The following is a 25,410-nucleotide window of genomic DNA, read 5'->3' on the forward strand; positions in this document are numbered from 1 at the left end:
ATGTCATTATGCGTCGCAACTACACTCAAGTCATTGAAGTTAATAAACTCGAAATGACAAACAATGTGTCGCATGACGATATATGGAGAGCTTATGCTCTCCTTTTTATTTGATATTTAATAATAACTCAGATATTAATGAGTGAAATCTGAAATGCTTGAACAATACTCAATAAGCTCAATTGAACAATTAATAAATGTTTTAGAAAAATTTAGGAATCAAGATATTAAGTGGTATAGGGGACAGGGTAATAAAGATTAGCATTTAATGCCTAACCTCTTAAGAAAAAGAGCAACAACATCTGAAAAAACTATTGTTAATAGGTTTATGCAAAATGCCTCTATGTTGCTCGCCAACAAGCCTAACACATACTTTGACTGGATGTTTTTAATGCAACATTATGGCGTACCAACTAGATTATTAGATTGGAGTGAAAGTCCCTTAGTTGCTTTATTTTTTGCTGTATCAAGTGAACTTAATACAGATGGGGCTCTTTGGATTTTAGACCCAATCAAATTAAATGCATTATCTAAAGTTAAAAGAGATGGAGAATTAGACTTTATTCCATCATTTGAAGATAAATATTTAACTAGTTTCACATTTCAATCTATGGAGGATGCCCCACATATAGAAATGAAGCCTTTAGCTACTATTGCCACTCGCAATAATGTACGAATACAAGCTCAACAAGGTGTTTTTACTATCCATCAATTAGATAAAACACCTATCGATCAAGTCCTTGATGGAAATCATGTACAAAAAATAATAATAAAAAAAGAAGCTAAACCCCAAATAATCGAAGATCTAAAAATATTGGGATTTAGTAAATTTCAATTATTTCCTGAATTAGCTAGCATCGGTGAACTAGTGAGTGGAGCAATTAAATATGAATTACATTGAAACTCATGATCTTAAACATTCAACTATTATGCGAGTCTTCGCTAATCGGAAAAAAATAAGATTAGATCCTCCATATCAAAGAGCTGGAGGCGTCTGGACAAAAGAAAAAAAACAATTACTAATAGACTCTCTATTAAATGACTTTGATATACCTAAGATTTATTTTCACAGTTATACTCGTAACCAAGATACGATGGAATATACTCACTCCGTAATTGATGGTAGGCAAAGACTTGAAGCCATTTGGGATTTTATTGAAGGTGAATTTACTTTAGCAGAAGATTTTGTTTACTTAAGAAATCCTGAGATCAAACTTGCCAATCTGAGTTATAAAAATTTGGCAAATGAATATCTAGACATCCGCATAGATTTTGACTCTGTCATACTCCCTATTATCGAAGTTATTACTGATGATATGGAACTTATCGAAGAAATGTTTTCTCGCCTTAATGATGGAGAACCATTAAATGCCGCCGAAAAGAGAAATGCATTTACTGGTGCTGTTTCATTAGGTATTAGAAATCTTATTCAACATGATTTCTTTATAGATAAGGTTAAGTTTTTAAATACACGCTATAAACATCAAGATATAGCAGCAAAAATATTATTTACAGAATTTAATCTTTCAAATAATCGTCAAATTATAAACACAAACAAAGCTTATCTTGATAAGTTTGTAAAAGATCAAAGTGATAATGACGATAAAATTAAGATAGCAACTAATAATACAATTCAATATTTAAATTGTATGTCAAGCATATTTACAAGCAAAGATGATTTACTTAAAGCTCAGGGTAATATAGTGGTTTATTATTTAGACATGCGCAATTAAATAATCAATTGTATAAAATAACTAGAGCAGAATTTATTAAGTGGAGAACTTTATTAAGTGAAAATAAGACCTTTATGGGTGAAAATATTGATTTAAACAATAAAAATCAACAGTTTTTTTTAGACTTATTGGAGTTTAATAGATTATCCCAACAAGGAACAAACAACTCTGCTAACATTAGGGATCGATTAAATATCTTAATCGACTTCTTTAATATTCGTAGTGAATAACAAAAACCCCGCTAATTAAGCGGGATTTTTTATACTTATCAAATCAACCATATTTACGTGCAAAATCTTCATCGCTCGTACATAAGTAAATAATAAACTCAATAAATGCAACAATTGCAGGAATAAACGTCCAACAAAAAAGAAGGTAAACAATCCCCCAACCGATTTGTCCTAAATAGAACTTATGAATACCAAAACCACCTAAGAAAAATGCCAATACAGCAGCAATAATTTTACTCTTTTCCCCAACTTGAGTGAATGTATTACGCTGCCCACCAATCAGGAAAATTTCTATAGCTTCGTTTTGTCCTGAAACTTGAAAATCAACTTGCTGTCCTTTAATAGGTGCTATTTGCTCATTCCAAGAACTTCCAGAAAAGGAATAGCGACTTTGGTCATCGCCACTAATAATTCCCTTATTCCCCTGAACTGAATAATCTAAAATAATGCCTTTCATTGTTGTTCTCTTTGGATTTAATTATTTGAATCTTTATTACTTATATAAAAAAATGATCAATTTTTCAACAAAAAAAAGCCCTCAAATGAGAGCTAATTTCTAGTTTGCTTTTAGAATGTGAATCCTATATTCAAGTTCACACGATATAACCATTGATCTGAATATTTAGAGCCTGCACCCGTTGTTAAACCTGTACCATTTTGTGCACCACCTAAAATATTGGCATTTTTACCCCATGTATAATCTGCCCATACCATAAACGGTTTTGCAATAAACATTGCACCTGTTGTATTCATTTGTGAAGCATTCCAATCACTTTCAGATTTGTGGAAATAGCTATAATCGTTATAGAAACGAATCGCTTTTAACATTCCCATATCTTTAATAGGTAAAGTATAGGCAAGGTTTACACTACCTACTGTACCCTCAGAAGCAATGAAATAAGAAGGCGTTAAGCCATTTGCACCCATAAGCGTCATACGGTTATCAACACCCGTAGGATTTTTTGCATCATATTCATAATGAATGACAGAAGACTGCAAATTCCAACGTTGATATTCACTATTGGTATGTAAACCTAAAGCATGGTAATTACCATTGTCTTTCGTGGTTGTATTGTATAACTCAGATACAGCACCAGACACACCAATTTCATGTTTACCAAAGTTTTTAGTTGTAAACTTATGTGCTACGCGAGCATTAAATTGGTTATGTTTTTCATTTTGGTATTTAGATTGAAATGGTAAATGGTTTTCATCAAAATCATCATAAGTACCAGATTCTGGTGAATAACGTAAGTTCGCAGCTAACATTCGTGGATAGTAGCCTAGCTTAATATCCCAATCAGCATTATTAAAATTCCAGTTCAGACCCGGCGCAATATTATTACCGTAACCCAAGAAAAATGGTAAATGATATGTCCAGCCATTTTGCGGGTATGGATAAAGTGCAAATGGTTTATAAACTAAACCTGCTTCTATGCTTTGGTTTTTATCAATGTTGTAACCCACATATGCTTTTTCAACAGATGTCATTTCTTGGTCTTGAATGATAGGGCTAGCATTTAAATAAAAATCACCATACTTTCCTTTCAAGTCTAAACGGAAAATATCAAAATCTAGCTTTCCAGCACCACGGTTTTTACTTTCTTCCCACTGTTCATAACGATGGTTAAAACGTATAAGACCACCCACTTTAAATGAGTTTGCTCCATCTTCACTTTTCCATTCTAATAAATCATCTTTAGCGTGTAATAACGAGCTACTCGATGCCATCATGAGTAAAATTGAAGTACCTAATAATGCTTTTTTCATGTTAACCCCTTCATGCAAAACACAAGAGTTTTATATATAAAACAATGTTTACATTAGATTTTATTTAAAAAAAATTAGCTAAATCCTTAGCTAGTGGCGTTTATTCTTCAATCTGCTTCCTCTGGATAAAGCATATTGAAGATTTTTTCAGTCAGCCGTCCATGTTCTGACAAAACTTTCTGAAGAATTCCTTTTACATCTTAAGTTTGAAGCAAATGTTTGCTTTTAGACCTCAGCATTTTCCACAAAGATGTTTTAAATTTTTCGCATGAAGTTCGTTTTTCTTGGTCAATCTTTGCTATTTTTTAATATCTTTAAATACAGTTTAAAGTACCAAATATTTCTGTTTCACTTCTTGTGAAGCAAACAATCTCAACATTTGGAAACTGAATACCCATCGAGATGAATATTCAGATTTTTAGGGAATTTAAAAATAAATTAGTACAATTTCTTTTGTGGTGGACCCGCAAATTTAAGTGGACCAATCGAGTTCATATCTAGCTCAATCACTGCTGGACCATTCAAATCAATGGCTTCTTGAATTGCTGTTTTGAATTCTTCAGCACTGCCGACTTTCCAACTTTTCACACCCATCGACTCACCTAACAATTTATAATCGGGTGTATGAAGTTCATTGAAATATTGACGGCCACCGAAGTAGTTGTTTTGAATGCCACGCATTACCCCATAACCACCATCATTCATAACCATCAGTACCATGTCAGTATTTTCTTGCGCCATTGTTGCAATTTCGCCAATACCAAGCATTAAACCGCCATCACCCACTAAACCCACGACTTTTTTCGTTGGATTCGCAATAGACGCACCAATTGCATGTGCAAGACCTAAACCAATCGCGCCTGCAAGTGAGTGAATATTTTTATTTGGTGTTTGCACAGGGAATAAACGGCTACCCCATGTGCTACCTGACATCGTGATGTCACGGACAAAAATGCCGTCTTCTGGCAGTGCTGTACGCAAGTGATCACAAATGAGAGCATATTGATCCATTTGCGTACGTAAAGCATCAATTGCACTTTCACGTGCCGCTTTAATTTCAGCATCGTAAGATGAATCTACTTTTGAAACACCTGATAGTGCATCTACAACACGTGCAAGTGTGTTTTTTGCATCAGCACAAATAAATTGACCAATTTTGTAGTTACGTTGTTGTGCAACAGGGTTTGCATCTACCTGAATAATGTTTTCTGGGAATACAACTGAATACGTCTTTGTTTCGTTACTACGTAAGCGTGAACCCACTACAACAAGTAAGTCTGCATCTTTAATCAGTTGTTCTACTGCTGCTGAGTTATGGAATGCACCCAATGTACGTGGATGGCTATCTGCCAAAACACCACGTGCATGTGTAGATGACACCACTGGAATACCTAAATCTGCAATTGCTTTTACTTCTTCAACTGCATTTAAAGTACCACCACCAATCCAAAATACTGGGCGTTTTGCAGCCTTAATAGCATCGGCTATTACACTTACTTCAACATCTTCAGCGAAAGGAATTTGTAATGCTTTAACAGGACCTAAATTTGCAGGTAAATCAATTTCGGCAGCTTGTACATCAATTGGAATTTCAACACTTACAGGTCCCATTGGAACTGTTGTTGCAACTCGAATTGCTTCACGAATTACACCTACGGCGTTGTCTGGACTTGTAATGCGAAATGCAGCTTTGCTTGATGCTTTTAAGAATGTGAGCTGATCTTTCGTTTCATGAATGAAGCTTGCATCACGATCTAAATATTCACGCTCAACCTGACCTGTTAAATGCAATACAGGGCTGCCAGCATTCATAGCTTCAATAAGTGAACCCACTGCATTACCTGCACCTGCACCTGTACTTGTAAGAGCAACACCCAAACCTGTGAAACGTGAATGTGAATCTGCCATAGTGACACAACCTGCTTCACCACGTGCTGCAACAAAACGCATCTTTTCACGACGACCTACTGCATCTGCAATAGGTAAGTTATGAATAGAAATTACCCCATACATGCTATCTACTTGATGCGCTTCTAAAACACGTGCGATTGCTTCGCCTACATTTACTCTTTCAGTCATTTTGATATTTCCTTAATTCTAATTTCTTAAATCTGTTGCTTTGTGGGCACGTATTAATCTGCCCAAGGATTTGCTTGTTCGTTTAAACCTAAATAAATACTTTTTTGTTGCATATAAGACAGGATACCTAAACGACCTTTTTCACGACCAATACCACTGTCTTTAAAGCCACCAAATGGCGCGCTAATCGAGAATTTTTTATAGGTGTTAATCCATACAGTACCAACTTCTAAAGTACGGGCTATTTTCCATGCTTTACGATAGTTCTCTGTCCAAATGCCTGCTGCTAAACCAAAACAGCTATCATTTGCTTGTTCAATTAAATCTTGCTCATTGTCATAAGACATCACTACAAGAACAGGTCCAAAAATTTCTTCTTGGCATGTTTGAGCACTATTGTTTAAGCCTGTAATAATGGTTGGTTTGTAGAAGCTACCTTTTGCAAATTCACCGTCTGTAATTGCTTCACCACCTGTTACAACTGTTCCACCCTCAGATTTCGCAAGCTCTACATAACGATGAACAGATTCCAAGTGCTTTTCGTTAATAAGTGAGCCCATGTGAACATTTGGCGTTTCAGGATGACCTACTCGTAAGCCTTCTGTAATTTCTACAAGGCGTTTTAAAAATTCGTCATAAATAGACTTATGAATAAATAAACGTGAACCTGCGATACAAGCCTGACCTGCTGAACTGAAAATTCCGTAAGCAATGCCTTTTGCTGCAATTTCAATATCTGCATCTGGGAATACAATTGTTGGAGATTTACCACCTAACTCTAACGATGTTGTAATCAGCTTTTCTGCTGCAATATGTGCTAAATGACGACCTGTGGTTGTACCACCTGTAAATGAAATTTTGCGTACAAGTGGGTGTTGTGCAATTGCATCACCAATGACTGATCCACGACCAACAAGTACACTTAAAATGCCTTTTGGTAAGCCCGCTTCTTCAAAAATTTTTGCAAGTTCTAAGGCAATAAGTGATGTTGCTTCAGCAGGTTTTAAAATAACTGCATTACCTGCTGCAATTGCAGGTGCAAGCTTCTGAACCTCACTCGCAATAGGCGAATTCCAAGGTGTAATAGCTGCAATTACACCTACTGGCTCATGCACACTCATGGTCACGAAATCAGGTGCACGTTGTGTCGTTAATTCTTCATTGAATGTTTCACAAGCTGCTGCATTAAAACGTGCAGTAGCTGCTGCACTCATTACTAGTGCGCGTGTTTCAGATAAAGGTTTGCCATTATCACGTGTTTGTAATTTTGAAAGTTCATCTACACGAGATTCAATAATATCTGCCACACGATACAAAATTTTTGCGCGCTCATGTGGGAGCGAGTTACGCCACTCAGGTTTACGCCATGCCTGATCTGCTTTGACAATTGCTTCTTCAACATCTTCTAATGTTGCAGTAGAAATTTCGGCATTCACTGAGTTATCTGCTGGAAATAGGCTTTGAATGACATTTCCACGACCTAGACGCCATTCACCTGCAATATATATTTCTTTTACCATGGCACTTACCTATCCCTTTTAAATCTGAATTGCGTCTACGCTATTACGACATGCACGAATCACACTTAGTGCTGCCAAGGTTGAAGTTTTTGGATTACTCTCTAAAGGTACTCCAATCATTTCAATACTCATTTGCCCAAAGCGACCTTCTGCCACTATGGTGTGTTTGTTTTGACTAATATTTGGATCTACAGTTAATTCAACTTGAGTATCATCCATGCCTACACCAGCTAAAGCGATGGTTGCAGCAACATTGGCATTTGCTGGAAAGTTAAGAGCAGCTTCACGTGCAGTTCCTTTGTAGAACACAGTCGCTTCTTTCACACTGTCTAAATCAATGAGTTTTTCCGCATAGCTTCCACGCCAGCTGTTTGGGCTTTTACAGCCTTTATACGTGACTTTTTCTAAGCCACCTTCTTTAGCTGCTGCAATACCATCAATACCAGCAATTGCACCTGCCAATAAGTGAAGATGTGCACCTGAGTTTTCTGCTATTTTCTGTAATTTTTCGAAAAATGCTGTGTCAGCTAACGTGCCCACTGAAATTAAGCCAATGCTCCAACCACGTGCTAAAACATGTTCAGCATGTTCTTTCACAGCAGCTTGACCCGCCACCTCAATGACATAATCAGGCTCACCTAAACAGTCATCGACTTTCGAAATGACGTGTACATTTGCTGCAACTTTTTGCTTTACAGCTTCAACACTGCGCTCAGGTACAACAACCCATTTCAATTCAAGATCTTTGGGTAAGTGGCGACATACTTCATTTGCCATTGCACCAAATCCAATCATCATTAACTGTTTCATGAATTCACCTTATAAATGCTTATTAAAGCCGCCAGACACATCAATAGTTGAACCTGTTGTGTATGAAGCCAATGGTGAAGCAAGGAATACTAATGCACGTGCTGGCTCTTCTGGCTTACCTAAGCGTGCCATTGGAATACCCCGATTTTTTGCAATATTGCCAATCCACTCTTCCCAAGACTGACCTTGATCAGAACGCTCTGCAAAGCGGCGTTTCCACTGAGCTGATTCAACCATGCCTAATAAAATTGAGTTCACACGAATGTTGTATTGAGAAAATTCATGTGCCATTGAATGTGTCAAATTCAATAAAGCTGCGCGTGCAGAAGATGTTGCAATCATGTGAGGTTCAGGTTGCAAAGCAAGTAGTGAATTCACATTAGTAATAGAACCGCTATTTGAATTCTTTAGTGCAGGCAAAAATGCCTTAATTGGATGTAAAACACTAAAATATTTCAATTCAATTTCATTTAACCAATCTTCATCTTGCGTATTATCGAAGTTTGAAACACGACCTTGACCAGCATTGTTAATAAGTAGATCAACACCACCAAATTTACTTTGAACTTGCTGTGCAAACTTTTCTACATCTGCTTTATCTAGAACATTACACGTTGCTGTAAACACGTTTGCATTAGGATAACGCGATAAAATAATTTCTTTTGATTCTGCTAGGCGTTGTTCATTACGACCACACCACGCGACATTGGCTCCTTCGGCAACAAGCAATTCAACAGTTGCCAGCCCAATGCCCGACGAGCCACCGGTAACTACTGCATTTTTTCCATTCAATTGGAAGCTCATATCCATATCTCACATAAGTGCTTTATTAAAGCGACAATAAAATTTGATTAAATTCTTCTGCTTGGTCGAGATAACTCAAATGACCTGCATCTGCAATTTGGTAGCACTGGTTTAATTTGTATGCTTTTGCCAGTGCTTGAATATCTTTTGCGGGTGTAATGCCATCTGACATTCCCATCACAACGTGTGTATTTGCTTGCTGTTCTTGCAAATACGTTTGAATCGAGTCATAAGCCAACAAATAAGATGCGTTCGTGAATCCATCTAAACTAATTTTTTGCATGACGTCTTCTATAAGTGCCAATACAGCTACTGTTATATGTGCAACTAAATATGGACCACGAGATTGTGCCATTCCTACAGCACCAAGCTCTTTCAGCATTTTTGGTCTTTTTTCAAATACATCTTTTTGCTTTTGTGCATCAAAACCTTTATAGCCTTGCGCTATATTTGCCAATACCAAAGCATTTACAGTTTCAGGATATAAAGCATTGAATGCAGCCGCCTGTAATGCACCAAGAGAATGTCCTACCAAAATTACGTCTTTCAAATCCAATGCATCTAACATACCTTTTAGACGCTTTGCATAATCGGTCGCATTGGGTTCTGATGTTGCTAAAACATCAGACTTTCCATAACCTGGTGCATCCCAAGCAATCAAATGAAAGTGCTGAGCAAGGTCTTGCAATTGCTTAACCCAAGATGCAGAACCAGAACTAATACCATGTAAAAGTACGAGCGTTTGCCCCCGTCCTGCTTCTCGATAAGACTGAGTTACACCGTCAAATTGGACTGTTTTCAATTCAAACTGTGTACTTTGCCCAACTAGATTCATCACTTTCATCCTTACTGAATTAACGCTTAATTTGTGATAATGGGTGCTCAGGTGGATAGTTCGGGATTGTTGGTTTACCCGTACCTAACATCACACACATCAAAGCATCTTCAGTACCTGGGTTAAATAAACCACGGTAAATACCTGGTGGAATTGAAATCAAATCACGCTCTTTTAAACGTGTAGAGAATTTCTCACCTTCATGCTCAATAAAAAGGTCAATCTCACCACGAAGCATGAAAAATACTTCTTCCACGTCATGGTGAATATGTAATGGACCTTCACATTTCGCTGGTAAAACCATTGTTGAGAATGTGAAGTTTTCAGCAGGTACAGTGTTGTTGTCGCTAGATACACCTGTTGCACCTGTGCCCATATAACGCATTTGTGCACGGCGATATTTCGGATCGTAATCCGCTTGGAATTTCAAAGCATCAAAGTCATATTTACGTGTTTCAAAACGAGCAATACGACCACCAATCCATTCTTCTAAAGATTTATCTTCAGGCTGTTTCCATGATTCAAATTGTTGAGTTGACATGAAACTCACTCCTTTAAGTTTTGGACTGAATCTTGATGACTCAATAAATGATTCAGTCCGTTTATTAAATTTCTTGTTTTCCTATCACCGAGGTGACAAGGCAACTTTTTGTTTTAGTAACGTTTCAACAATGGTGCTAGGAAGAACGACCCCACAACTGCCACAACAGCAAGGAACGTAATACCTAAGTTAAAGCTACCTGTTTGCATCACAATCGCACCAATAATGACTGGTGCTACTGCACTCGCAAAGTTACCTAAACCGTTAAAAATACCGCCTGCTGTTGCGCCAACATCTGCCGTTGTTACTCGAGCTAAAAGTGCAAATACTGCTGCTACCCCAAAACCCCAAGCCATTGCGCTTAAAGACATTGCTAAAATAACGACGATTGGGTTGGTCGCGATTACCATGAGGTACATGAAAATACCTGCAACAAATAAACCGCCACTCACTTGAATTGCACGTTTACCTATTTTGTCCGAGAACACCGCACCTACAATTTCACCAATCAGCATGGCAATAAATGGGAAGCTTGAATAAATACCGAACTCTTTAAGATTGAAGCCCTTGTCTTGGATTAAATACGAAGGTACCCAACTGTTAAGACCCCATAGGTATGTCATCAGTGCAATATTAAAAATACAGATCAACCAAAATGCGCTATTGGTGAATAATTTTTTCGTATTTTGTAAATGCTCTTGAAAATTCACACGTTTCTTCACGCTCTCTAAATCAACAGTACGTTTGATTTGTAAGTTACGAAGACCGAAGTAAACTAGTACCATCACGACTAGCGTAAGTGCAGCCATAACAAAGAATGTTGTATGCCATTCATAATGTGCCAGTACGTAAGCAGTAATTGGGAAACCTAAGAAGGCACCAATTGGTGTACCAAGAAGGAACATTGTTGAAGCACGTGCTTGCTGACGATCTGTATACGTCTGCTTCACGATGGTATATGCCAAAGCAAATAAAGGACCTTCAGCTAAACCAAGTAATACACGTAGTACAACAAGTGTTGTGAAATCTGTTGTGAAGCCCATAATCAACATGAGTACACCCCATGATGCTACGCTCCACATCAACATTTTTTTAGGACAGAAAATATCACCTAAAAAACTTAAAAACATAGATGAGAAACCATAAGCTAATAAGAAGCTCGTCATGAGCCATCCAAGTTTAGCTTTATCGTGACCAATCCCCATCACATCAAGAAAAGTTTGATCTGAGAACAAAACCGCAATACTGATTTTGTCAAAAAAAGCGAGAACAACGCAGATCATTAAAATGATTGCTGGTGTCCAATGTTTTATGCCTGTTTTTTCTTCACTTTCCATTATACATTCCTTCGAGTACGTGCTCAGTGAGTTCTCATACGCCGCTTATTTCAATTTCATCAAATTAAAATCTAGATCTTGTAGTTGTTGTGGATCGAGCACAGTAGCGTTTGCTAGCCATCTTTTTGCGAGCTTTACTAGTTTTGCTTCATTCACGGCAATCATATTGATGAGTCGATTTTGATCATCGAGATAGAAAAAGCTTTGTTGAGTAGAATTTGTTTTACGTATGACCACCTGTGAAGTTTTTTCAGGTTGATACGTCCCCAAAATTTGAATATTGCATTGATATTGATCTGACCATAACCACGGAACATCTTGGTAAGAAGTCAGTTCACCTAACATAGATTTTGCCGCGGAGATTGCTTGGTTTTGTGCGTTAGCCCAAGACTGAATGCAATAACCTAAAGCAGGATGAATCGCCACATCTCCAGCAGCATAAATATCTGCATTGGAAGACTGACCAAACTCATTTACAACGATGCCGTCTTTCACATCAAGTTCAGCTTCTACGGCTAACTCTTTAGAAATTTCAGCACCTGCGCCAACCACTACACAATCAAAAGTTGCATGACCCAAAGGTCCTGCATGAATTTCTACTTGGTTTTGGTCAACTTCATTCAGACTCAACTCTGTTGCATTTAAATGGATTTTTGTCCCTGCTTCTTCATGTAAAGCTTTTAAAAAATCTGAAATTTCTGGGCTTACACTTCTGGCACAAAGACGAGAACCATATTCAAAAATCTCAACATTTTTACCTTGCTTACGTGCGGTTGCAGCAATTTCCAATCCGATCCAACCACCACCAATCACAGCAACATTTTCAGCAGTTTTGAATTGTTCTGCCAAGGTATGGCAGTCCTGAATATCTCGTAAGGTGTATACATTTTTCAAGCTCGCCCAATCTGCAACTGGAATACGCGCACGACTTCCTGTTGCAATGAGTAACTTGTCATAAGCAAGTGCTTTACCACTTTGCAAATGTACACATTTATCTTGTTTATCAATTTTTACAGCCAAATCTGGTTTATGCCAAATCACTGAAAACTCATCAACTTGGTCTGGTGAAAATAGATTTAAGCTTTCCACAGTTGCTTCTTTCGAAAGCACCTGCTTAGACAAAGGAGGACGCTCGTAAAAAACACTGTCCTCATTAGACACAACATGAATTTCACCGTTATATCCCTGATTGCGAAGTGTATGAACGGCCCATCCTGCGGCTTGCCCTGCACCTACAATTACAATTTTATTCATGTTGATCTCCCTATCTATTTTCCGATTACGCTGGCTTTACTTGGCGACGTGTTTCATGATCTAAACCACCCTCAATCGCCCATTCGGTAAAGAGTTCTAGACGATGTTCTTCTTCACGTGGCTGCCATTCTTCGGTCAAATAATCATCATTTGTGTAGTATTCAAAAGCGCCGCCTAATGGTGAATTTACATACCAGAAATACGCAGATGAAATAGGATGACGACCCGGACCAATAAATGTTGACCATTGCTGACGGTTCATACTTAAACCACCACCAATCACTTCATGAATATCACGAACAACAAAGGCAACATGATTCAAACCAGCAGGTTTATTTGGAATCGAAAGTAGGAACAAATCATGGTGAAAGCCTTCACCACGACAGCGTAGGAAAGCACCTCTATTTGTATAGGCATCAGATAAATGAAAACCTAATTTTTCGATATAAAAAGCTTGGGTTGTTTTTAAATCTGGTGTGAAAAATACAACGTGACCAATATCTACAGGCTCAGCTTTTTCATAAACAGGGCTTGCCGCATTTACGCGTTGAACATTACCAAACTGGTTAATACCTTCTGTACGTGCTTGTGCAACGTCTTTAGTAATTGTTTTTTCAAAAACAATGGTCATGCCATTTGGATCAAGACATTCAACCTTACTTTCAGTTGCATTGAATTTCGGTTCAGCAGAAAGTTTTACTTTTAAAGCCTCAAGGTCTTGATCGCTTTCAACACCCCAAGTCACTTCACGCAATGTAGAACCCGCTTCAATTGCTTCAGGTAAACGCTCATCAGCTATATCAAATAAGTAAATTTTGCAGCCATTTTGCGTTTGATATAAATCTGCACCCTCAACATCTGAAGTAGATGCTTTTAGACCAAAATCAGCTAAAAATGTGTTTGCTTCTACTCGGTCTTCAACACCAAATTTTAGAACTTCAATACCTGTAATCATGTGTTGCTCCTTAATTAAATACAAAGCCGCCATTCACAGGAATATTTTGTCCCGTCACAAAAGAAGACATATCTGAAAGTAGATAAATCGCTGTGCCGTTTAAATCCTGAGGATGTTGTTGACGTTGTATTGCTCTTCCATTGACATACAAATCATGACGAGCTTGAGGTACATATTCAGTTGCTTCTACAAGCGTTAAACCAGGGCTAATCGTGTTGACACAAATATTGTCTTCACCCAATTCACGTGCCATAGAACGTGTCATTGAAATAATTGCACCCTTGCTTGCGATATACGCCATTAAACGTGGTGCACCCCACAAAGCTGTATCTGATGCAATATTGACAATTTTTCCTGCACCCGAAGCTTTTAAATGAGGAACACATGCTTGCGTTACTAACCAAGTGCCCTTCACATTTACAGTCATCACTCGATCCCAAAGATCTTCGTCATATTCCATAAGGGTTACGCCACCTACACCTGTTGCAAGTGCGGCACAGTTAATCAAACCATCTAAACCATTTAATTTTTCAACTGCTTGAGCAACCGCTTGTTGAATTGAGGCCTTTTGACTTAAGTCAATTTCAACCGCTGAAACATCGAAACCCTGGGCAGATAATGCAGATGCTTCTTGTTGAACTAAATCAGCCAAAATATCTGCCATCACAACCGATGCACCTGCTTCAGCAGCAGCTTGGGCGAAATCACGCCCTAAGCCACGTGCAGCACCTGTTACAAGAATGCGTTTGCCCGCTAAAATTGGCAGATTAGCCATTAGACGCTTCCTTCATTTCAATACGGTTTTCAACTTGAGATGACTGAAGTGCAGCGAACTTTTTAAGTTGTTTTTCTGCTTCTTTTTTCATTAAGCGACGTAAGCGAGATAAACCAACATCGTGCTGATATAAGAACTCGTGTTTACGTGCATTTGGTGCGAGGTTTTCTAAAATAATACGATCTTGCTCCAATACATCCCAATGCAATTGTTCTAAATGATTGCGGTATAAGAAGCGCCATACATTACGTTGCCAGCCTGAAACTTTTCGACAACGCCAGAAGAATACGCGTGTATTGTTTTCATCAATTGGCGTTGCAAAACCAACAATCCAGAATTCACCACCTGGACCAAATGACTTGCGATAAGGAATAGATAAACGTAACCAAGCAGCCCCAGTTTGACCGTATTCAACCCAGTCAAAGTTCACACCTGTTTGACCTTCTTTTTCAAAAACAAAACCATCTTTCGTTGGACGATGTTTCATTTCTGCTGTTTTTTCACCATCTGCCATTGAGTGCGATGTGCAATGCAAGTAAGTACCATGCATTGGATCCATTACGTTATCGACTGCATATTGATGGTTTACCTTCCAATCTGCCATGCAAAGGAATGAACTCCATTCTTCGCTTGCAAGCTGATCTGGTAAAACAAGTTCAGCTGGTGCTTCATTCGCATCAATACCAAACCAAATAAAGATTGCGCCATGTAACTCTTGGACTTGATAAGTTTTTACACAGTCACTGCCTTTTAATGGGCAATCATGAACAGCTGGTACATCTTCAACAACCCCATCATGGCGAACTTCAACACCGTGGTACCAACAAGCAATACGATTACCAAGGTTCCAACCTAAAGAAAGACGTGCACCACGGTGTGGACAGCGATCTTCCAATGCATGAACTTGACCTTTATCATCGCGCCATACAACAATATTTTCGCCTAAACGTGTAATACCAACTGGATTTGAACCTACTTCCCAACTTGCCAATACTGGATACCATTGGTCACGTAAACCAAGATCTAAATATTGTTCAACATTCATCTCTGCAATAGTCATCATGATGTCCTTATCTGTTAATAACCTAAACGTTGCATCTCAGTTGAAAAGCTTTCAACCGACCATAGATCGCCAGATTCATCTCTAAATCCTCGATCATTTAATGCATTCACTAAGTCACCTAATTCAGTTACACCATTGGTGAATGCAGAAATTAAATGCTGAACAAAATCTTGCTCATACGGGCTTGGCACTTTGTAACGGTTTTGCCAAACTAAATGTTCAACCTGACCTGGAATTTGAATGTTATTGATACCTGCATCGCTTGAAGGTGTTGCGTTAATCCATCTAGCTAGCTTTTCGTTGTATTGTTTCATTTGATTTCTTCCCTAATAATTAATTCTTAAAGCTGAACTTGAATTTCTTCGTTTTCAACTCTTACGGGATATGTACACAGATCACGACAGCCAGGACCACTTTCCAAACGTCCAGTCGGAATGTCAAAAATGGCTTCGTGCAATGGGCATTCAACGGTGGAATCTTCAATGAATCCTTCTGTTAGTAATGCGAATGCATGAGGGCAAACGTTTTCAATTGCGAAATACTTTTCTTCAATGAAAAAAATACCAATCTTTTTTTCATTGATCTCAATTGCTTTTGGTTCTTCCTCTGCAACCTCGTCCACTTTACAAACAGATATCCAATTCATGAGACCACCTCCATGTTTTACCAACAAAACTTTATTTAATATTTAAAACATACAATCAGAATAGTCTTTAATCAAAATAAATGTCAATTAATATATAAATTGCATTTTCAAACACTTATATTTATTTTATATATTGTTACGTTTTATATACGTTAAATTGTTTTATATACAAACATTGTGCACTTTCGTTTTCAACGATAAAATATGGTGCATAAATTCCATTTTCGGTGTGAATAGACAGGTAAAGGCAAACTATTTAATGAATACTACTGAAACAGAAACTGTAGCGGATCAAGACACAAACAAAAATGAAGACCGATATATCGTTCCTGGTTTAATGCGTGGATTAGCAATTCTTGCGCTATTTAATGAGCACAATCAGGAAATGACAATTTCTGAAATTGCTGAAAAATTAGATGTAAACCGCTCAAGTGCTTTTCGTTTAATTTACACCTTAGAATCTTGCGGATATTTAAGAAAACTTTCACAAAAAACCTATGCCTTAGACAGTAATATCATGTCTTTGGGGTTTAATAGTTTGTCAAAATTATCGATTAATGAACTTGCCTCACCTCTTATGCGTGAACTTCGTGATCGCGTTAAAATTGCAGTGCATTTATCTATTCTAGAAGATACAAATGTAGTTTTTATCAATAATATACAATCAAATAGTGCATTCACCAGCACACTACAAATTGGTACACGCTGGCCCGCACATGCAACCGTTATTGGTCAGCTTATGCTATCTCGACTACCAATTTCTGAAGTGAAAAAACGTTATGGTCAATTTGAAAATTGGGTCGTATTTTCTGAACGTACACCTAAAAGTTTAACTGAACTATTAGCACGTTTAGATCAAGTTCGTGCGGAACCATTTATGGTGAGTTGGGGACATTTCAATACAGATATGGCAGCATGTGCAGCGCCTATTTTTAATCAGTCCAATAAAGATATGGTTGCAGTGTTGTCTGTCAGCTGCCCTATGAGCACATATACAGAAGATGAATTTAGATCCAAAGTTGCTCAAGATGTTGTCTTACATGCACAAAAAATTTCTAAATTTATTTATATTTAATATTCAAAATAATCCATTGATTTAGGAAAGAAAGACATTTTAAATCAATGGATTTTCGCACCATAATAGTGCGCTTTTTTACATCATATTTCTAATTTCAATGACTATAATATCTACCATAATATATATAGTGTTTTATTCCCTCTTTTTCTTTATAGAAAAAAAATCTAAATATTTTTTAGAAAAAAAAAGTTTAAAACCAATACATCACCTATAAATAATGTATTTTTTAAAATGATCGACTTACCACCGAACCCTTATAGTTCAAACAATCTTCAACTCTAATCTGTTGAACCGCATTTAACTCATTTAGAGTAAACCACCTAAATTCTGAATGTTCACTACTTAATGTTATGCTTTGATTTTCTAATAAGTGACAACGAAAAATAAAAGCATGAGAAGTCACTGTAGAATGAAAATAAATACCCGATAAATAATCAATCTGAACATCACATTCCAGCTCTTCTCGACACTCTCGAATTAAAGCCTCATGAACAGTTTCCCCCATATCCAATCCACCACCAGGCAGTCCCCATGCACAATCGGCATAGGTGGCTTTCAACAATAAAACTTCATTTTTTTCATTAAAAATAACGGCATGTGAACTTAAACGATAAAAATCTTGAAATGCCATGAATTATGCCTATTGAAAATTTTATTTAAACTTTTTAAAAATAAACCAAAGCACTATATCAATATTATTACTTTATTTATTTGTTAATCAATCAAATTTGGTATAGAAATATGTTGATGTGCCACCTTCCACTTTCCATGCATTTTTTCAAAACATAATGTGGTACGACACCAAGGTAAGTTTAAAGCACGAGACTCATCTGCATGATCAATCTTAGAGTAGCAATGCATAAATGCTAAATTAGCTTGAGCATGAATTTCAACTTTCTTTCGATATACCCTTACATCATCAACAAAAAAAGAACTATACTTTTCCCACAATTGTTTAAATTCACTAATATTATTTAGTTGTGAGCTAACATCAAAAAATCTTAAATGATCTGAACACATCTCACTAATTGCCTGTAAATCCAAACGCTCTACTGCACTATCCCATTGTTTTATTTTAAATAAGACTTCTTGAGCAATATACTCATCACCAATTAGCTGTACAATCAAAAGACCTACCCCATTTAAATCTTTTTATTACCAACAAAAATAAGTCAAAATATATCTATTAATATTATATTATTTTTCATATTTATTAAACAATTGACCTTTTGTTAAACAATGCTATTTACGCTTTTACAACACTTCAGTTTATTAAGTCATCACTTTATTTGAGGTATAAAAAAGCATGCTCAGCATGCTTTTTTATACAAAATCAACTTTAAATAACTATCCTGTTAAATCCTTAATCGTAGTCGATACACCGTTATTTTTTACAGAATCAATTCCTTTTTCTCGTGATTGTTCACTCGCATAAAGCTGACTAGTACCAATAACCTGATGATTTGCTGCTTTCAAATTGAAATAAGGCTTTCCATTTTTTGCAGTCAAACGCTCATAACGAATATCTTCCGTACAATTTTTTTGAACAGACTCAATACCAACTTGCGCTGAAGGTTTGGCTTTATAAAGCTCGCTCGTTAAAATGACTTCACCGTTGCCAGCTTTTAAGCTAAAGCGATACTGACCATCTTTTGCTTGGCTAATTTCAAACCATCCTGACATATCACACCTCTTTTAATTGCTTTTATTTATGTGTACTTAAATAAATTGAAGAAAATTTATTCTATTTATATGAAATATAAATGACTTTTTACAAATATAAAAGTGGTATATATAAAAATAAGTACTTATTTTAAATAAGTTTAATCAAAAATATTTATTTTTTATAAAAAGCAAAACAGAATATGTTTTGCTTTTCGGCTTTTAAACTAATGCAACAATTTTTTTGGCGTAAATATCACGTTGCATTTCCAAAATTTCTACACAAAATTGAATCGTAACCTGCATTTGTTTAGGAGAATGATCGGCAAGAACCTCAAGTAAACATGTTGCAATTTCTTGTCTTAACTCAACAGACCTTCCAGTTAATAAAGACAATTTCACATGTATATATGCCTGATTTTGTTCATTTTCACCAATAACATAATCTGTTTGGCAAATTGCTCGACTTTTAATGTCTAAGCCTGCCTGAGCATAACCACCACGAATCAATGCCTGATTGAGTGAAAGTAGTAACGGTTTTACTTCAAGATTTTCAATATTATCTGAATATTCAAGATGGAGATGTGGCATAAAATTGGCTTCAAAATATTTTTATTATTTATAACATGTTCCTTTTTTTGATACAGAGCTAAATGTAACTTTCACTTAATTTTAAGTTTTCTTGGGCATAAAAAAAGCACAACAAATTGAATTGCTGTGCTTTTTTTTAAATTATTCTTATGCTTTTTTCACATATTCAGACTTCAGTTTCATTGCACCAACACCATCAATTTTACAATCAATATCATGTCCATCTGCCGCATCTGGCAATAAACGAATATTTTTAACTTTAGTGCCAACTTTCACTACAGATGAAGAACCTTTAATTTTCAAGTCTTTAATGACTGTAACGGTATCACCATCTGCCAATACGTTGCCATTTGCATCTTTAATTATTGCATGAGTTTCAGCATCTGAAACTTCGCCTTCCTTCCATTCGTGAGAACACTCAGGGCAAATCAGTAAATCGCCATCTTCGTATGTATATTCTGATTGGCATTTTGGGCAATTAGGTAAAGACATAAAAAAAAATCTCAAAAAATAAAAAAAAGATAAAAATTAATTATACCATTTTTTCTCTTATTCTCTAATAAAAAGCCTTACATAATGTAAGGCTTTATTAAAAAATTAAGCTTGAGTCACATCTTCAAGCTCATCTTCTTCATCATCATAGACGTATGCCATACAACCCCAACCGTCATATTCTCCGTTGTAGTCTGTGGCAATTTTAGTAAACCACTCTTCTAAATCGACAATATCTGAGTAGTCTGGTTCCATGTAAACATAAATGGTAATAAACCATTCGTTGTTTTCTTCATCTTGGAACAATGAGATTTTTTGTTCTTCAGCAAGTAGGAAAAGCGCGCATTTTTCTGCAATTTCTTGGCTTTTAAATGCAATTGAATATTCAATTTCATGTGCAACTGTAAGGTCATCACCATCTTCAGCCATTTGCCAAAGTACGTTGCCGTTGTCATCATCTGGGAATTGTTGGTAATCGCGTGACATTGTTTTTCCTTATTTTAAACATATATTTCTATGGTCTAGATTAGCCTATATATGTTTCAATTTGGAGATTAATTACCAGATGGAACAATAAACAAATCTAAAAAGGCACACTTCCTTTAATCTCAACTTTTTCACCGCTTAAAGGCTGAGTGAAAGCCAAATAGCTTGCATGCAATGCCATTCTATTTAATGCGCTACGCTCGGGTTCAGGATGATAAATTTTATCGCCTGTAATAGGATGCCCAATATGCATCATGTGAACGCGAAGCTGATGCGAACGCCCCGTAATTGGCGTAAGTAAAACACGTGTAATATCTTCTTCTGCATTATATTCCAATGCTTGATACAGCGTTTTTGCAGATTTCCCCAATTCAAAGTGCACCATTTGCCGAGGTCTATTTTCCCAATCTGTAATTAAAGGAACTTCAACACTTCCCTCACCCTCAAGTTTCCCTTGTACCAATGCAATATAGTTTTTAGTAACAGTACGAGCTTGAAACATCTTGCTAATAGCAACTTCGGCATCTCTATGTTTCGCAAACATTAAAATACCCGACGTTGCCATATCTAAACGATGCGTAATTTTAGCATTTGGATATTTTTCTAAAACACGTAAATATGCACTGTCATGATGTTCAGGTAAACGACCAGGTACAGACAACAATTCCGCAGGCTTTTCAATAACCACCAAATCATCATCTTCATAGACAATAGAAAGTGGTTCTTGCGGAGGCATATATACAAATTTATCGTCAAGAGGCATGAAGTTACAGCATTGGGAGGAAAAAACGCAAAGTAACAAGATGGCTTTCGCCTGTCAATCTTTCAACCTAAGCTTCATTTCAAGCCATTTGAATTGTAGTTTGTGCTTTACCTAGTTCTTTCGCTTTATACATCAGTAAATCGGCAGCATGTGTTGCATCATCTAAATCTTCAGGAAGATGATCAAAAAGACTAATCCCCATACTAAAATCGACCCCACACTGCTCTTTTAAACCACTTTCATCAAAAGCTTGTCTTAAACGGGCAGCATATTCTTCTGTACCTTTTGCATCGGTCTTTTTTAAGATAACAATAAATTCATCGCCGCCCATTCGGGCAACAACATCTGAGCTTCTTGTCGCATTTTTCAGAATATTCGCAAATGCAACTAAAACATCATCCCCTCGGCTATGTCCAAGCGTATCATTCACCTTTTTAAAGCCGTCTAAATCAATCACACCTACAGCAAAAGAATGAGAAGACTTACTGGATTTTCTTTTAATATCATTATATTGCATTTGAAATGAACGTGAATTACTTAACGTCGTTAAGCTATCTTTCATTGCCATTTTAGTCATTTCAATTAAAGTCCCACGAACTTTAAATAACAATATTGCGACAACACTAAAAAAACTTAATCGAACTAAAAAATTCCAGTAAGGTGCAAAGGCCTGAGAGTACGCATGGCCAGAACCAAAGTCTGCATATAACCACGTACAACCTGCACCTATAATCGTAAATACTGTCGTTTTGGTATTGTCATACCAAGCAGCAATAGAAACAGGAATTAAATAAAAGACAGCAAAGGAATATTCATAACCCGTAGTAAGGTCAATCCACCCCATTATAAGAATGAACAAGACAATAATAATTCGTCGGGTAAATGTGCGTCCTGAAAGTGTTTTTCCAACTTGAGTCAGCATTTAGCAGCTCCAGACAACATTCATCTGTATAGTTTTATTATTCTATTATTATCATAAATATTCAAATAGAATCAATTTTAAATAGAATGACTTAAATCTAGAAGCGTTGTATTTAGAGAATGGTTTAAAAAAAAATTTAGATTTATTTGTTATTCTGAAATTTTTTAGGGTGTTGGGAAAAACAGTGTTTTGTTTACTTCAACTATCATGACTTTGTAAATTATGATCTTATAGCCTATAAACTTGTGATCTATAGCGTCCTAAGTCGAATCGAGACCTTTTGGGTAAGTACTGCACTCGCGTTTTGCGCCGCTCACAGCATGCTACTCTTTTCGATTCCCGTCACACCCTTGAGATATATAGTAGTGAAAGGACGCTGAAATTAATTTCCTAAGATAAGCTATTTTTTTAAATCTATAAAAATAATTTTCACAAATATATTTATTACAGAAATTTTTTCCCACTTCTATCTTATTTATCCATTTTTTATCTATTTAATTAGACTTATTTAGGAATTTTTACATTACATCCATTCACAAATTAAAGTATCAATTTCAATCAAAAAACCAAGGAACAAATCATTACGAAATGACACCTTGCAACCATGTTGCGGTAAACCACCATAAACTTATAGCAGACATACCACAGAGTAAATTTGCCAATATTTTCTGTATTTTGCTTAAATTGGATTTGTAAATTTGAATATTCAGTACATAAGCAATCACACCATAAGTCATCCCTATTGCACCACCAACTAAAATAAGTAAAAGTGGCCACCCTGCTAGTAAATGTGCCAATTTAGGTAATACTTTTTTTTCCGAAATTACTAAACTTTCCATAATCCACCTATACTTTTTAAAAGCCAAATATAGGTTTTATATAAGCAATTTTTAAGCCATTTATATTAAAAAAACCACTTAACTTTTAAAAATTACTGCATTAATAGCTCATCAAAGTCTTTAATTTGCGACAAATAAATTGGAGGATATGTAAGCTTTGACCATGTTTCCTTAAAACGAGGTCGATCATCATCATAATTTTCATTCATATTTTTACGATAAAGCTTTTTTCCTGTTAATAAATTAATGCTCGTTTCACTTGAAATATAAGGTCCATGATTACTTGAGTTTTCATAGCCAATTAAGCGCATATCATTATTTTCTAATCTAAAACTATACCCCCACCAGCCGTAACGCCCATGTCCATAATCAACTAACAATTTATTGTTCTTAATACCTATAGAAAGCTCAGGTGGAAAATAAACACCACCATCTTCATTTTCAGATGAAAATGCATTTAAATTTTGCAATAACTTTTTATAGTTTCCATTTTCATTTAAAAACACCAATATGCCACGGCGGTTACGGTCTAAACGACCGCGGTATTCGTCATCAATCCACTGTTTGGGATCAGTCGCTTTTACAATTAAAACTAAATCATTTTTACCATCTTTATTTAAGTCCCCTTCTATCGCGTCAAAAAGCACATAGCCTTTAGGAATATAGGCTTTGTACTTAATACTGTCTTGTTTTAGTTTAATTTCCTCAAGGCTTTGCGTAGTAATATTTTCTGAAGATGCTTGAGTAAGTAGACTTAGTCCTGAAATACAAGCAGTGACCAACAAAATACGGGAGATGATTTTTTTCATTATGGTCATACTATTTAATACATATTTAATAAAGACCAATATAAAGAAAACCCACCATTTGGTGGGTTTAAATATGTTGCCCAATTATGCTTCACAGCATTTTTCGCATGCTTCTACTTTTTCTCTTGGCCAATTCATTCTTGCTCTTTTATATGCCAATTCATAATTTGCAAAATAACCTATTAATATTTGACCATTTGGTTTGGGTAAATCTTCACAGCCTTTAGTGGCATTATGGATTTTATTAATACCATTTGCAGCTGGCTTTTCATCGACTATAAATTTAATCATCTGCATTTTTGCCCCCTAAAAAAACTCTTTAAGTTTAAATTTGAACAAACCCATATAATAATTATGGCTTTAAATCACATAATAAAAATATGCCTTTTATGCGTAAAAATCAATCAATTTTTTTAGCAAAAATTTAAACTGTGCCGTATCTCTTTTTTAAGGATTAGATTGATACATCTATATTCAATTTTCATGTTTAATCTAAAGAAACAGTTACATCATTTTTCTTTTTTATACGTACCCATCTTGCAACCCAAATGGCAAAAACAACAAGTAAAATCACCACCAACACAGGCACAATAAAAGACAATATTGAAATTACGAATGCACCTATCCATTCTCCTGTAGATACAAGTGGATTTGCCACACCACCTGTTGTTGCGGTCGATACGCCACGTACAGCAACCGTACTCATTTGTACGGCACCTGCTGTTCCACCACCAATAATAATGGCCGATGCCCAACTTGCAAATTGGGACATTTCTCCTGAACTTACTGCCATAGTGGTAAGTGTGCCTGCAATCATGGCTGCGGGAGTTGCTATGGTGTCTAGCATGTTGTCTACCCATGGAATGTAATAAGCGGCAACTTCACATACGGTTGCAACGGCAAGTGCAATACAGACCGATGGCATTGCGAGCCATTCGAAGCCTTTCATGGGTTCAAATAGTCCAAATATGGCAGCAATACTCATAACTAAAAGTGGTACGAACACACGGAATCCGCATGCTGCGCTAAGTCCAATGCCTATACATAACCCGAGTATGGTTTCCATGTGTATTCCTTTGTTTTTCTTTTAGGTTGTTTTATACGTTATCAAAAAAGCCCCATCGGGTGATAGGGCTTTTATTTAAAACAGTAAGTGCTGTTTTAGTCGTGTTGCTTAGGTGTTCTTATTGTTAAATTGAACGCCTTGGCATTTGGTACACGGGGGTAATCGGTCTGTACCAATTTCTAAGTAGGTGCGGTGTCCGCATTGCACACAAAAATAGAAGCCTGTGCCAGGTTTTTGACCAGCTTGAACCATTTTTGCTCTCCTTGTTTTTAGAAATGGTGTAAGCACTATAACTGAATCATTATGGTTTTTAATTAGCCATTTAGTCTAATGATGATGTCAGATGGGCGA

31 protein-coding genes are annotated in these 25,410 nt (G+C 36.3%); 3 read left to right on the forward strand and 28 right to left on the reverse strand.

Annotation, left to right across the window (positions count from 1 at the left end):
• The first annotated feature begins 267 nt into the window (after nucleotides 1-267).
• Both AC5YC8_RS01645 and AC5YC8_RS01650 read left to right on the forward strand, forming a co-directional pair.
• Nucleotides 268-900, forward strand: a complete 633-nt coding sequence (locus tag AC5YC8_RS01645) for an FRG domain-containing protein (RefSeq protein ID WP_496163322.1) — start codon at nucleotides 268-270, stop codon at nucleotides 898-900.
• Nucleotides 887-1,732 (forward strand): DUF262 domain-containing protein, encoded by an 846-nt coding sequence (locus tag AC5YC8_RS01650; RefSeq protein ID WP_496163323.1) that lies wholly within the window; start codon nucleotides 887-889, stop codon nucleotides 1,730-1,732. The genes AC5YC8_RS01645 and AC5YC8_RS01650 overlap by 14 nt, the downstream gene beginning before the upstream one ends.
• 273 nt (nucleotides 1,733-2,005) lie before the next feature.
• On the opposite strand, the gene AC5YC8_RS01655 is transcribed toward AC5YC8_RS01650, so the two are convergent.
• From AC5YC8_RS01655 to AC5YC8_RS01725, 15 genes are all read right to left on the reverse strand, one after another.
• Entirely contained in the window at nucleotides 2,006-2,419 is a 414-nt protein-coding gene (locus tag AC5YC8_RS01655; protein WP_496120205.1) for a TM2 domain-containing protein, read from the reverse strand.
• Between the two features lie 110 nt (nucleotides 2,420-2,529).
• The gene (locus AC5YC8_RS01660; RefSeq protein WP_496120207.1) at nucleotides 2,530-3,732 is read right to left on the reverse strand and encodes a hypothetical protein; all 1,203 of its coding nucleotides are present in this window, start codon (nucleotides 3,730-3,732) and stop codon (nucleotides 2,530-2,532) included.
• Nucleotides 3,733-4,170: 438 nt separating this feature from the next.
• Complete coding sequence (locus AC5YC8_RS01665) at nucleotides 4,171-5,811, reverse strand: thiamine pyrophosphate-binding protein (protein WP_496163324.1); 1,641 nt, start codon at nucleotides 5,809-5,811, stop codon at nucleotides 4,171-4,173.
• Between the two features lie 53 nt (nucleotides 5,812-5,864).
• On the reverse strand, nucleotides 5,865-7,331 hold the full coding sequence (locus AC5YC8_RS01670) for an aldehyde dehydrogenase (RefSeq protein WP_496163325.1): 1,467 nt from the start codon (nucleotides 7,329-7,331) through the stop codon (nucleotides 5,865-5,867).
• A gap of 18 nt (nucleotides 7,332-7,349) precedes the next feature.
• On the reverse strand, nucleotides 7,350-8,141 hold the full coding sequence (locus AC5YC8_RS01675; RefSeq protein ID WP_496163326.1) for an aspartate dehydrogenase: 792 nt from the start codon (nucleotides 8,139-8,141) through the stop codon (nucleotides 7,350-7,352).
• Nucleotides 8,142-8,150: 9 nt separating this feature from the next.
• Nucleotides 8,151-8,945 carry an SDR family oxidoreductase gene (locus AC5YC8_RS01680; RefSeq protein ID WP_496120214.1) on the reverse strand — a complete coding sequence of 265 codons (795 nt, stop codon included), beginning with the start codon at nucleotides 8,943-8,945 and terminating at the stop codon, nucleotides 8,151-8,153.
• Nucleotides 8,946-8,970: 25 nt separating this feature from the next.
• A complete protein-coding gene (locus AC5YC8_RS01685; protein ID WP_496163327.1) occupies nucleotides 8,971-9,783 on the reverse strand; it encodes an alpha/beta fold hydrolase in 813 nt (270 codons plus the stop codon).
• A 16-nt stretch (nucleotides 9,784-9,799) separates the two neighbouring features.
• Nucleotides 9,800-10,321: a cupin domain-containing protein gene (locus AC5YC8_RS01690; RefSeq protein ID WP_496120218.1), complete on the reverse strand. Its 522-nt coding sequence runs from the start codon at nucleotides 10,319-10,321 to the stop codon at nucleotides 9,800-9,802.
• A gap of 113 nt (nucleotides 10,322-10,434) precedes the next feature.
• Nucleotides 10,435-11,658 carry an MFS transporter gene (locus tag AC5YC8_RS01695; protein WP_496163328.1) on the reverse strand — a complete coding sequence of 408 codons (1,224 nt, stop codon included), beginning with the start codon at nucleotides 11,656-11,658 and terminating at the stop codon, nucleotides 10,435-10,437.
• Between the two features lie 45 nt (nucleotides 11,659-11,703).
• Nucleotides 11,704-12,912 (reverse strand): NAD(P)/FAD-dependent oxidoreductase, encoded by a 1,209-nt coding sequence (locus tag AC5YC8_RS01700; protein ID WP_496163329.1) that lies wholly within the window; start codon nucleotides 12,910-12,912, stop codon nucleotides 11,704-11,706.
• A gap of 25 nt (nucleotides 12,913-12,937) precedes the next feature.
• Complete coding sequence (locus AC5YC8_RS01705) at nucleotides 12,938-13,867, reverse strand: VOC family protein (RefSeq protein ID WP_496163330.1); 930 nt, start codon at nucleotides 13,865-13,867, stop codon at nucleotides 12,938-12,940.
• A gap of 10 nt (nucleotides 13,868-13,877) precedes the next feature.
• The gene (locus AC5YC8_RS01710) at nucleotides 13,878-14,642 is read right to left on the reverse strand and encodes an SDR family oxidoreductase (protein WP_496120226.1); all 765 of its coding nucleotides are present in this window, start codon (nucleotides 14,640-14,642) and stop codon (nucleotides 13,878-13,880) included.
• Nucleotides 14,635-15,705 carry a Rieske 2Fe-2S domain-containing protein gene (locus AC5YC8_RS01715; RefSeq protein WP_496120228.1) on the reverse strand — a complete coding sequence of 357 codons (1,071 nt, stop codon included), beginning with the start codon at nucleotides 15,703-15,705 and terminating at the stop codon, nucleotides 14,635-14,637. Before AC5YC8_RS01715 ends, AC5YC8_RS01710 begins: the two co-directional genes overlap by 8 nt.
• 14 nt (nucleotides 15,706-15,719) lie before the next feature.
• Nucleotides 15,720-16,019, reverse strand: coding sequence for a recombinase-like helix-turn-helix domain-containing protein (locus AC5YC8_RS01720; RefSeq protein WP_496163331.1), 300 nt, complete (start codon nucleotides 16,017-16,019; stop codon nucleotides 15,720-15,722).
• Between the two features lie 26 nt (nucleotides 16,020-16,045).
• Complete coding sequence (locus AC5YC8_RS01725) at nucleotides 16,046-16,351, reverse strand: non-heme iron oxygenase ferredoxin subunit (protein WP_496120230.1); 306 nt, start codon at nucleotides 16,349-16,351, stop codon at nucleotides 16,046-16,048.
• A gap of 259 nt (nucleotides 16,352-16,610) precedes the next feature.
• Here AC5YC8_RS01725 and AC5YC8_RS01730 point away from each other — a divergent pair, with 259 nt between their 5' ends.
• The gene (locus AC5YC8_RS01730) at nucleotides 16,611-17,426 is read left to right on the forward strand and encodes an IclR family transcriptional regulator (protein WP_496163332.1); all 816 of its coding nucleotides are present in this window, start codon (nucleotides 16,611-16,613) and stop codon (nucleotides 17,424-17,426) included.
• A gap of 229 nt (nucleotides 17,427-17,655) precedes the next feature.
• Here the strand turns inward: AC5YC8_RS01730 and AC5YC8_RS01735 are convergent, their stop codons facing one another.
• The 13 genes from AC5YC8_RS01735 to AC5YC8_RS01795 form a co-directional block, all read right to left on the reverse strand.
• Nucleotides 17,656-18,060, reverse strand: coding sequence for an NUDIX hydrolase (locus tag AC5YC8_RS01735; RefSeq protein ID WP_496163333.1), 405 nt, complete (start codon nucleotides 18,058-18,060; stop codon nucleotides 17,656-17,658).
• Between the two features lie 83 nt (nucleotides 18,061-18,143).
• Nucleotides 18,144-18,557, reverse strand: a complete 414-nt coding sequence (locus tag AC5YC8_RS01740) for a nuclear transport factor 2 family protein (protein ID WP_496163334.1) — start codon at nucleotides 18,555-18,557, stop codon at nucleotides 18,144-18,146.
• Nucleotides 18,558-18,776: 219 nt separating this feature from the next.
• On the reverse strand, nucleotides 18,777-19,112 hold the full coding sequence (locus tag AC5YC8_RS01745) for a YegP family protein (RefSeq protein WP_496120536.1): 336 nt from the start codon (nucleotides 19,110-19,112) through the stop codon (nucleotides 18,777-18,779).
• A 201-nt stretch (nucleotides 19,113-19,313) separates the two neighbouring features.
• On the reverse strand, nucleotides 19,314-19,682 hold the full coding sequence (locus AC5YC8_RS01750; RefSeq protein ID WP_496163335.1) for a 5-carboxymethyl-2-hydroxymuconate Delta-isomerase: 369 nt from the start codon (nucleotides 19,680-19,682) through the stop codon (nucleotides 19,314-19,316).
• 147 nt (nucleotides 19,683-19,829) lie between these two features.
• Complete coding sequence (locus tag AC5YC8_RS01755) at nucleotides 19,830-20,174, reverse strand: zinc ribbon domain-containing protein YjdM (RefSeq protein WP_496120532.1); 345 nt, start codon at nucleotides 20,172-20,174, stop codon at nucleotides 19,830-19,832.
• A 105-nt stretch (nucleotides 20,175-20,279) separates the two neighbouring features.
• Nucleotides 20,280-20,660 carry a ribonuclease E inhibitor RraB gene (locus AC5YC8_RS01760; protein ID WP_496120530.1) on the reverse strand — a complete coding sequence of 127 codons (381 nt, stop codon included), beginning with the start codon at nucleotides 20,658-20,660 and terminating at the stop codon, nucleotides 20,280-20,282.
• A 97-nt stretch (nucleotides 20,661-20,757) separates the two neighbouring features.
• A complete protein-coding gene (locus AC5YC8_RS01765; RefSeq protein ID WP_496120528.1) occupies nucleotides 20,758-21,423 on the reverse strand; it encodes a pseudouridine synthase in 666 nt (221 codons plus the stop codon).
• A 79-nt stretch (nucleotides 21,424-21,502) separates the two neighbouring features.
• On the reverse strand, nucleotides 21,503-22,345 hold the full coding sequence (locus AC5YC8_RS01770; protein ID WP_496120526.1) for a GGDEF domain-containing protein: 843 nt from the start codon (nucleotides 22,343-22,345) through the stop codon (nucleotides 21,503-21,505).
• Nucleotides 22,346-22,926: 581 nt separating this feature from the next.
• The gene (locus tag AC5YC8_RS01775; RefSeq protein ID WP_496163336.1) at nucleotides 22,927-23,184 is read right to left on the reverse strand and encodes a hypothetical protein; all 258 of its coding nucleotides are present in this window, start codon (nucleotides 23,182-23,184) and stop codon (nucleotides 22,927-22,929) included.
• A 92-nt stretch (nucleotides 23,185-23,276) separates the two neighbouring features.
• Nucleotides 23,277-23,993 carry a hypothetical protein gene (locus tag AC5YC8_RS01780; protein ID WP_496163337.1) on the reverse strand — a complete coding sequence of 239 codons (717 nt, stop codon included), beginning with the start codon at nucleotides 23,991-23,993 and terminating at the stop codon, nucleotides 23,277-23,279.
• 84 nt (nucleotides 23,994-24,077) lie between these two features.
• Nucleotides 24,078-24,284 (reverse strand): hypothetical protein, encoded by a 207-nt coding sequence (locus AC5YC8_RS01785; RefSeq protein WP_496163388.1) that lies wholly within the window; start codon nucleotides 24,282-24,284, stop codon nucleotides 24,078-24,080.
• A gap of 196 nt (nucleotides 24,285-24,480) precedes the next feature.
• The gene (locus AC5YC8_RS01790) at nucleotides 24,481-25,059 is read right to left on the reverse strand and encodes a DUF4126 domain-containing protein (protein WP_496163338.1); all 579 of its coding nucleotides are present in this window, start codon (nucleotides 25,057-25,059) and stop codon (nucleotides 24,481-24,483) included.
• Between the two features lie 108 nt (nucleotides 25,060-25,167).
• Nucleotides 25,168-25,347, reverse strand: a complete 180-nt coding sequence (locus tag AC5YC8_RS01795) for a zinc ribbon-containing protein (protein ID WP_496163339.1) — start codon at nucleotides 25,345-25,347, stop codon at nucleotides 25,168-25,170.
• Nucleotides 25,348-25,410 lie beyond the last annotated feature (63 nt).

It is taken from the genome of Acinetobacter sp. FY731, from assembly GCF_059515905.1.

Coding starts and splice junctions, on each gene's coding strand:
- AC5YC8_RS01645 (WP_496163322.1), top strand. CDS start 268: ATGCCTAACCTCTTAAGAAAAAGAGCAACAACATCTGAAAAAACTATT.
- AC5YC8_RS01650 (WP_496163323.1), top strand. CDS start 887: ATGAATTACATTGAAACTCATGATCTTAAACATTCAACTATTATGCGA.
- AC5YC8_RS01655 (WP_496120205.1), bottom strand. CDS start 2,419: ATGAAAGGCATTATTTTAGATTATTCAGTTCAGGGGAATAAGGGAATT.
- AC5YC8_RS01660 (WP_496120207.1), bottom strand. CDS start 3,732: ATGAAAAAAGCATTATTAGGTACTTCAATTTTACTCATGATGGCATCG.
- AC5YC8_RS01665 (WP_496163324.1), bottom strand. CDS start 5,811: ATGACTGAAAGAGTAAATGTAGGCGAAGCAATCGCACGTGTTTTAGAA.
- AC5YC8_RS01670 (WP_496163325.1), bottom strand. CDS start 7,331: ATGGTAAAAGAAATATATATTGCAGGTGAATGGCGTCTAGGTCGTGGA.
- AC5YC8_RS01675 (WP_496163326.1), bottom strand. CDS start 8,141: ATGAAACAGTTAATGATGATTGGATTTGGTGCAATGGCAAATGAAGTA.
- AC5YC8_RS01680 (WP_496120214.1), bottom strand. CDS start 8,945: ATGAGCTTCCAATTGAATGGAAAAAATGCAGTAGTTACCGGTGGCTCG.
- AC5YC8_RS01690 (WP_496120218.1), bottom strand. CDS start 10,321: ATGTCAACTCAACAATTTGAATCATGGAAACAGCCTGAAGATAAATCT.
- AC5YC8_RS01695 (WP_496163328.1), bottom strand. CDS start 11,658: ATGGAAAGTGAAGAAAAAACAGGCATAAAACATTGGACACCAGCAATC.
- AC5YC8_RS01700 (WP_496163329.1), bottom strand. CDS start 12,912: ATGAATAAAATTGTAATTGTAGGTGCAGGGCAAGCCGCAGGATGGGCC.
- AC5YC8_RS01705 (WP_496163330.1), bottom strand. CDS start 13,867: ATGATTACAGGTATTGAAGTTCTAAAATTTGGTGTTGAAGACCGAGTA.
- AC5YC8_RS01710 (WP_496120226.1), bottom strand. CDS start 14,642: ATGGCTAATCTGCCAATTTTAGCGGGCAAACGCATTCTTGTAACAGGT.
- AC5YC8_RS01715 (WP_496120228.1), bottom strand. CDS start 15,705: ATGATGACTATTGCAGAGATGAATGTTGAACAATATTTAGATCTTGGT.
- AC5YC8_RS01720 (WP_496163331.1), bottom strand. CDS start 16,019: ATGAAACAATACAACGAAAAGCTAGCTAGATGGATTAACGCAACACCT.
- AC5YC8_RS01725 (WP_496120230.1), bottom strand. CDS start 16,351: ATGAATTGGATATCTGTTTGTAAAGTGGACGAGGTTGCAGAGGAAGAA.
- AC5YC8_RS01730 (WP_496163332.1), top strand. CDS start 16,611: ATGAATACTACTGAAACAGAAACTGTAGCGGATCAAGACACAAACAAA.
- AC5YC8_RS01735 (WP_496163333.1), bottom strand. CDS start 18,060: ATGGCATTTCAAGATTTTTATCGTTTAAGTTCACATGCCGTTATTTTT.
- AC5YC8_RS01745 (WP_496120536.1), bottom strand. CDS start 19,112: ATGTCAGGATGGTTTGAAATTAGCCAAGCAAAAGATGGTCAGTATCGC.
- AC5YC8_RS01750 (WP_496163335.1), bottom strand. CDS start 19,682: ATGCCACATCTCCATCTTGAATATTCAGATAATATTGAAAATCTTGAA.
- AC5YC8_RS01755 (WP_496120532.1), bottom strand. CDS start 20,174: ATGTCTTTACCTAATTGCCCAAAATGCCAATCAGAATATACATACGAA.
- AC5YC8_RS01760 (WP_496120530.1), bottom strand. CDS start 20,660: ATGTCACGCGATTACCAACAATTCCCAGATGATGACAACGGCAACGTA.
- AC5YC8_RS01765 (WP_496120528.1), bottom strand. CDS start 21,423: ATGCCTCTTGACGATAAATTTGTATATATGCCTCCGCAAGAACCACTT.
- AC5YC8_RS01770 (WP_496120526.1), bottom strand. CDS start 22,345: ATGCTGACTCAAGTTGGAAAAACACTTTCAGGACGCACATTTACCCGA.
- AC5YC8_RS01775 (WP_496163336.1), bottom strand. CDS start 23,184: ATGGAAAGTTTAGTAATTTCGGAAAAAAAAGTATTACCTAAATTGGCA.
- AC5YC8_RS01780 (WP_496163337.1), bottom strand. CDS start 23,993: ATGAAAAAAATCATCTCCCGTATTTTGTTGGTCACTGCTTGTATTTCA.
- AC5YC8_RS01785 (WP_496163388.1), bottom strand. CDS start 24,284: ATGATTAAATTTATAGTCGATGAAAAGCCAGCTGCAAATGGTATTAAT.
- AC5YC8_RS01790 (WP_496163338.1), bottom strand. CDS start 25,059: ATGGAAACCATACTCGGGTTATGTATAGGCATTGGACTTAGCGCAGCA.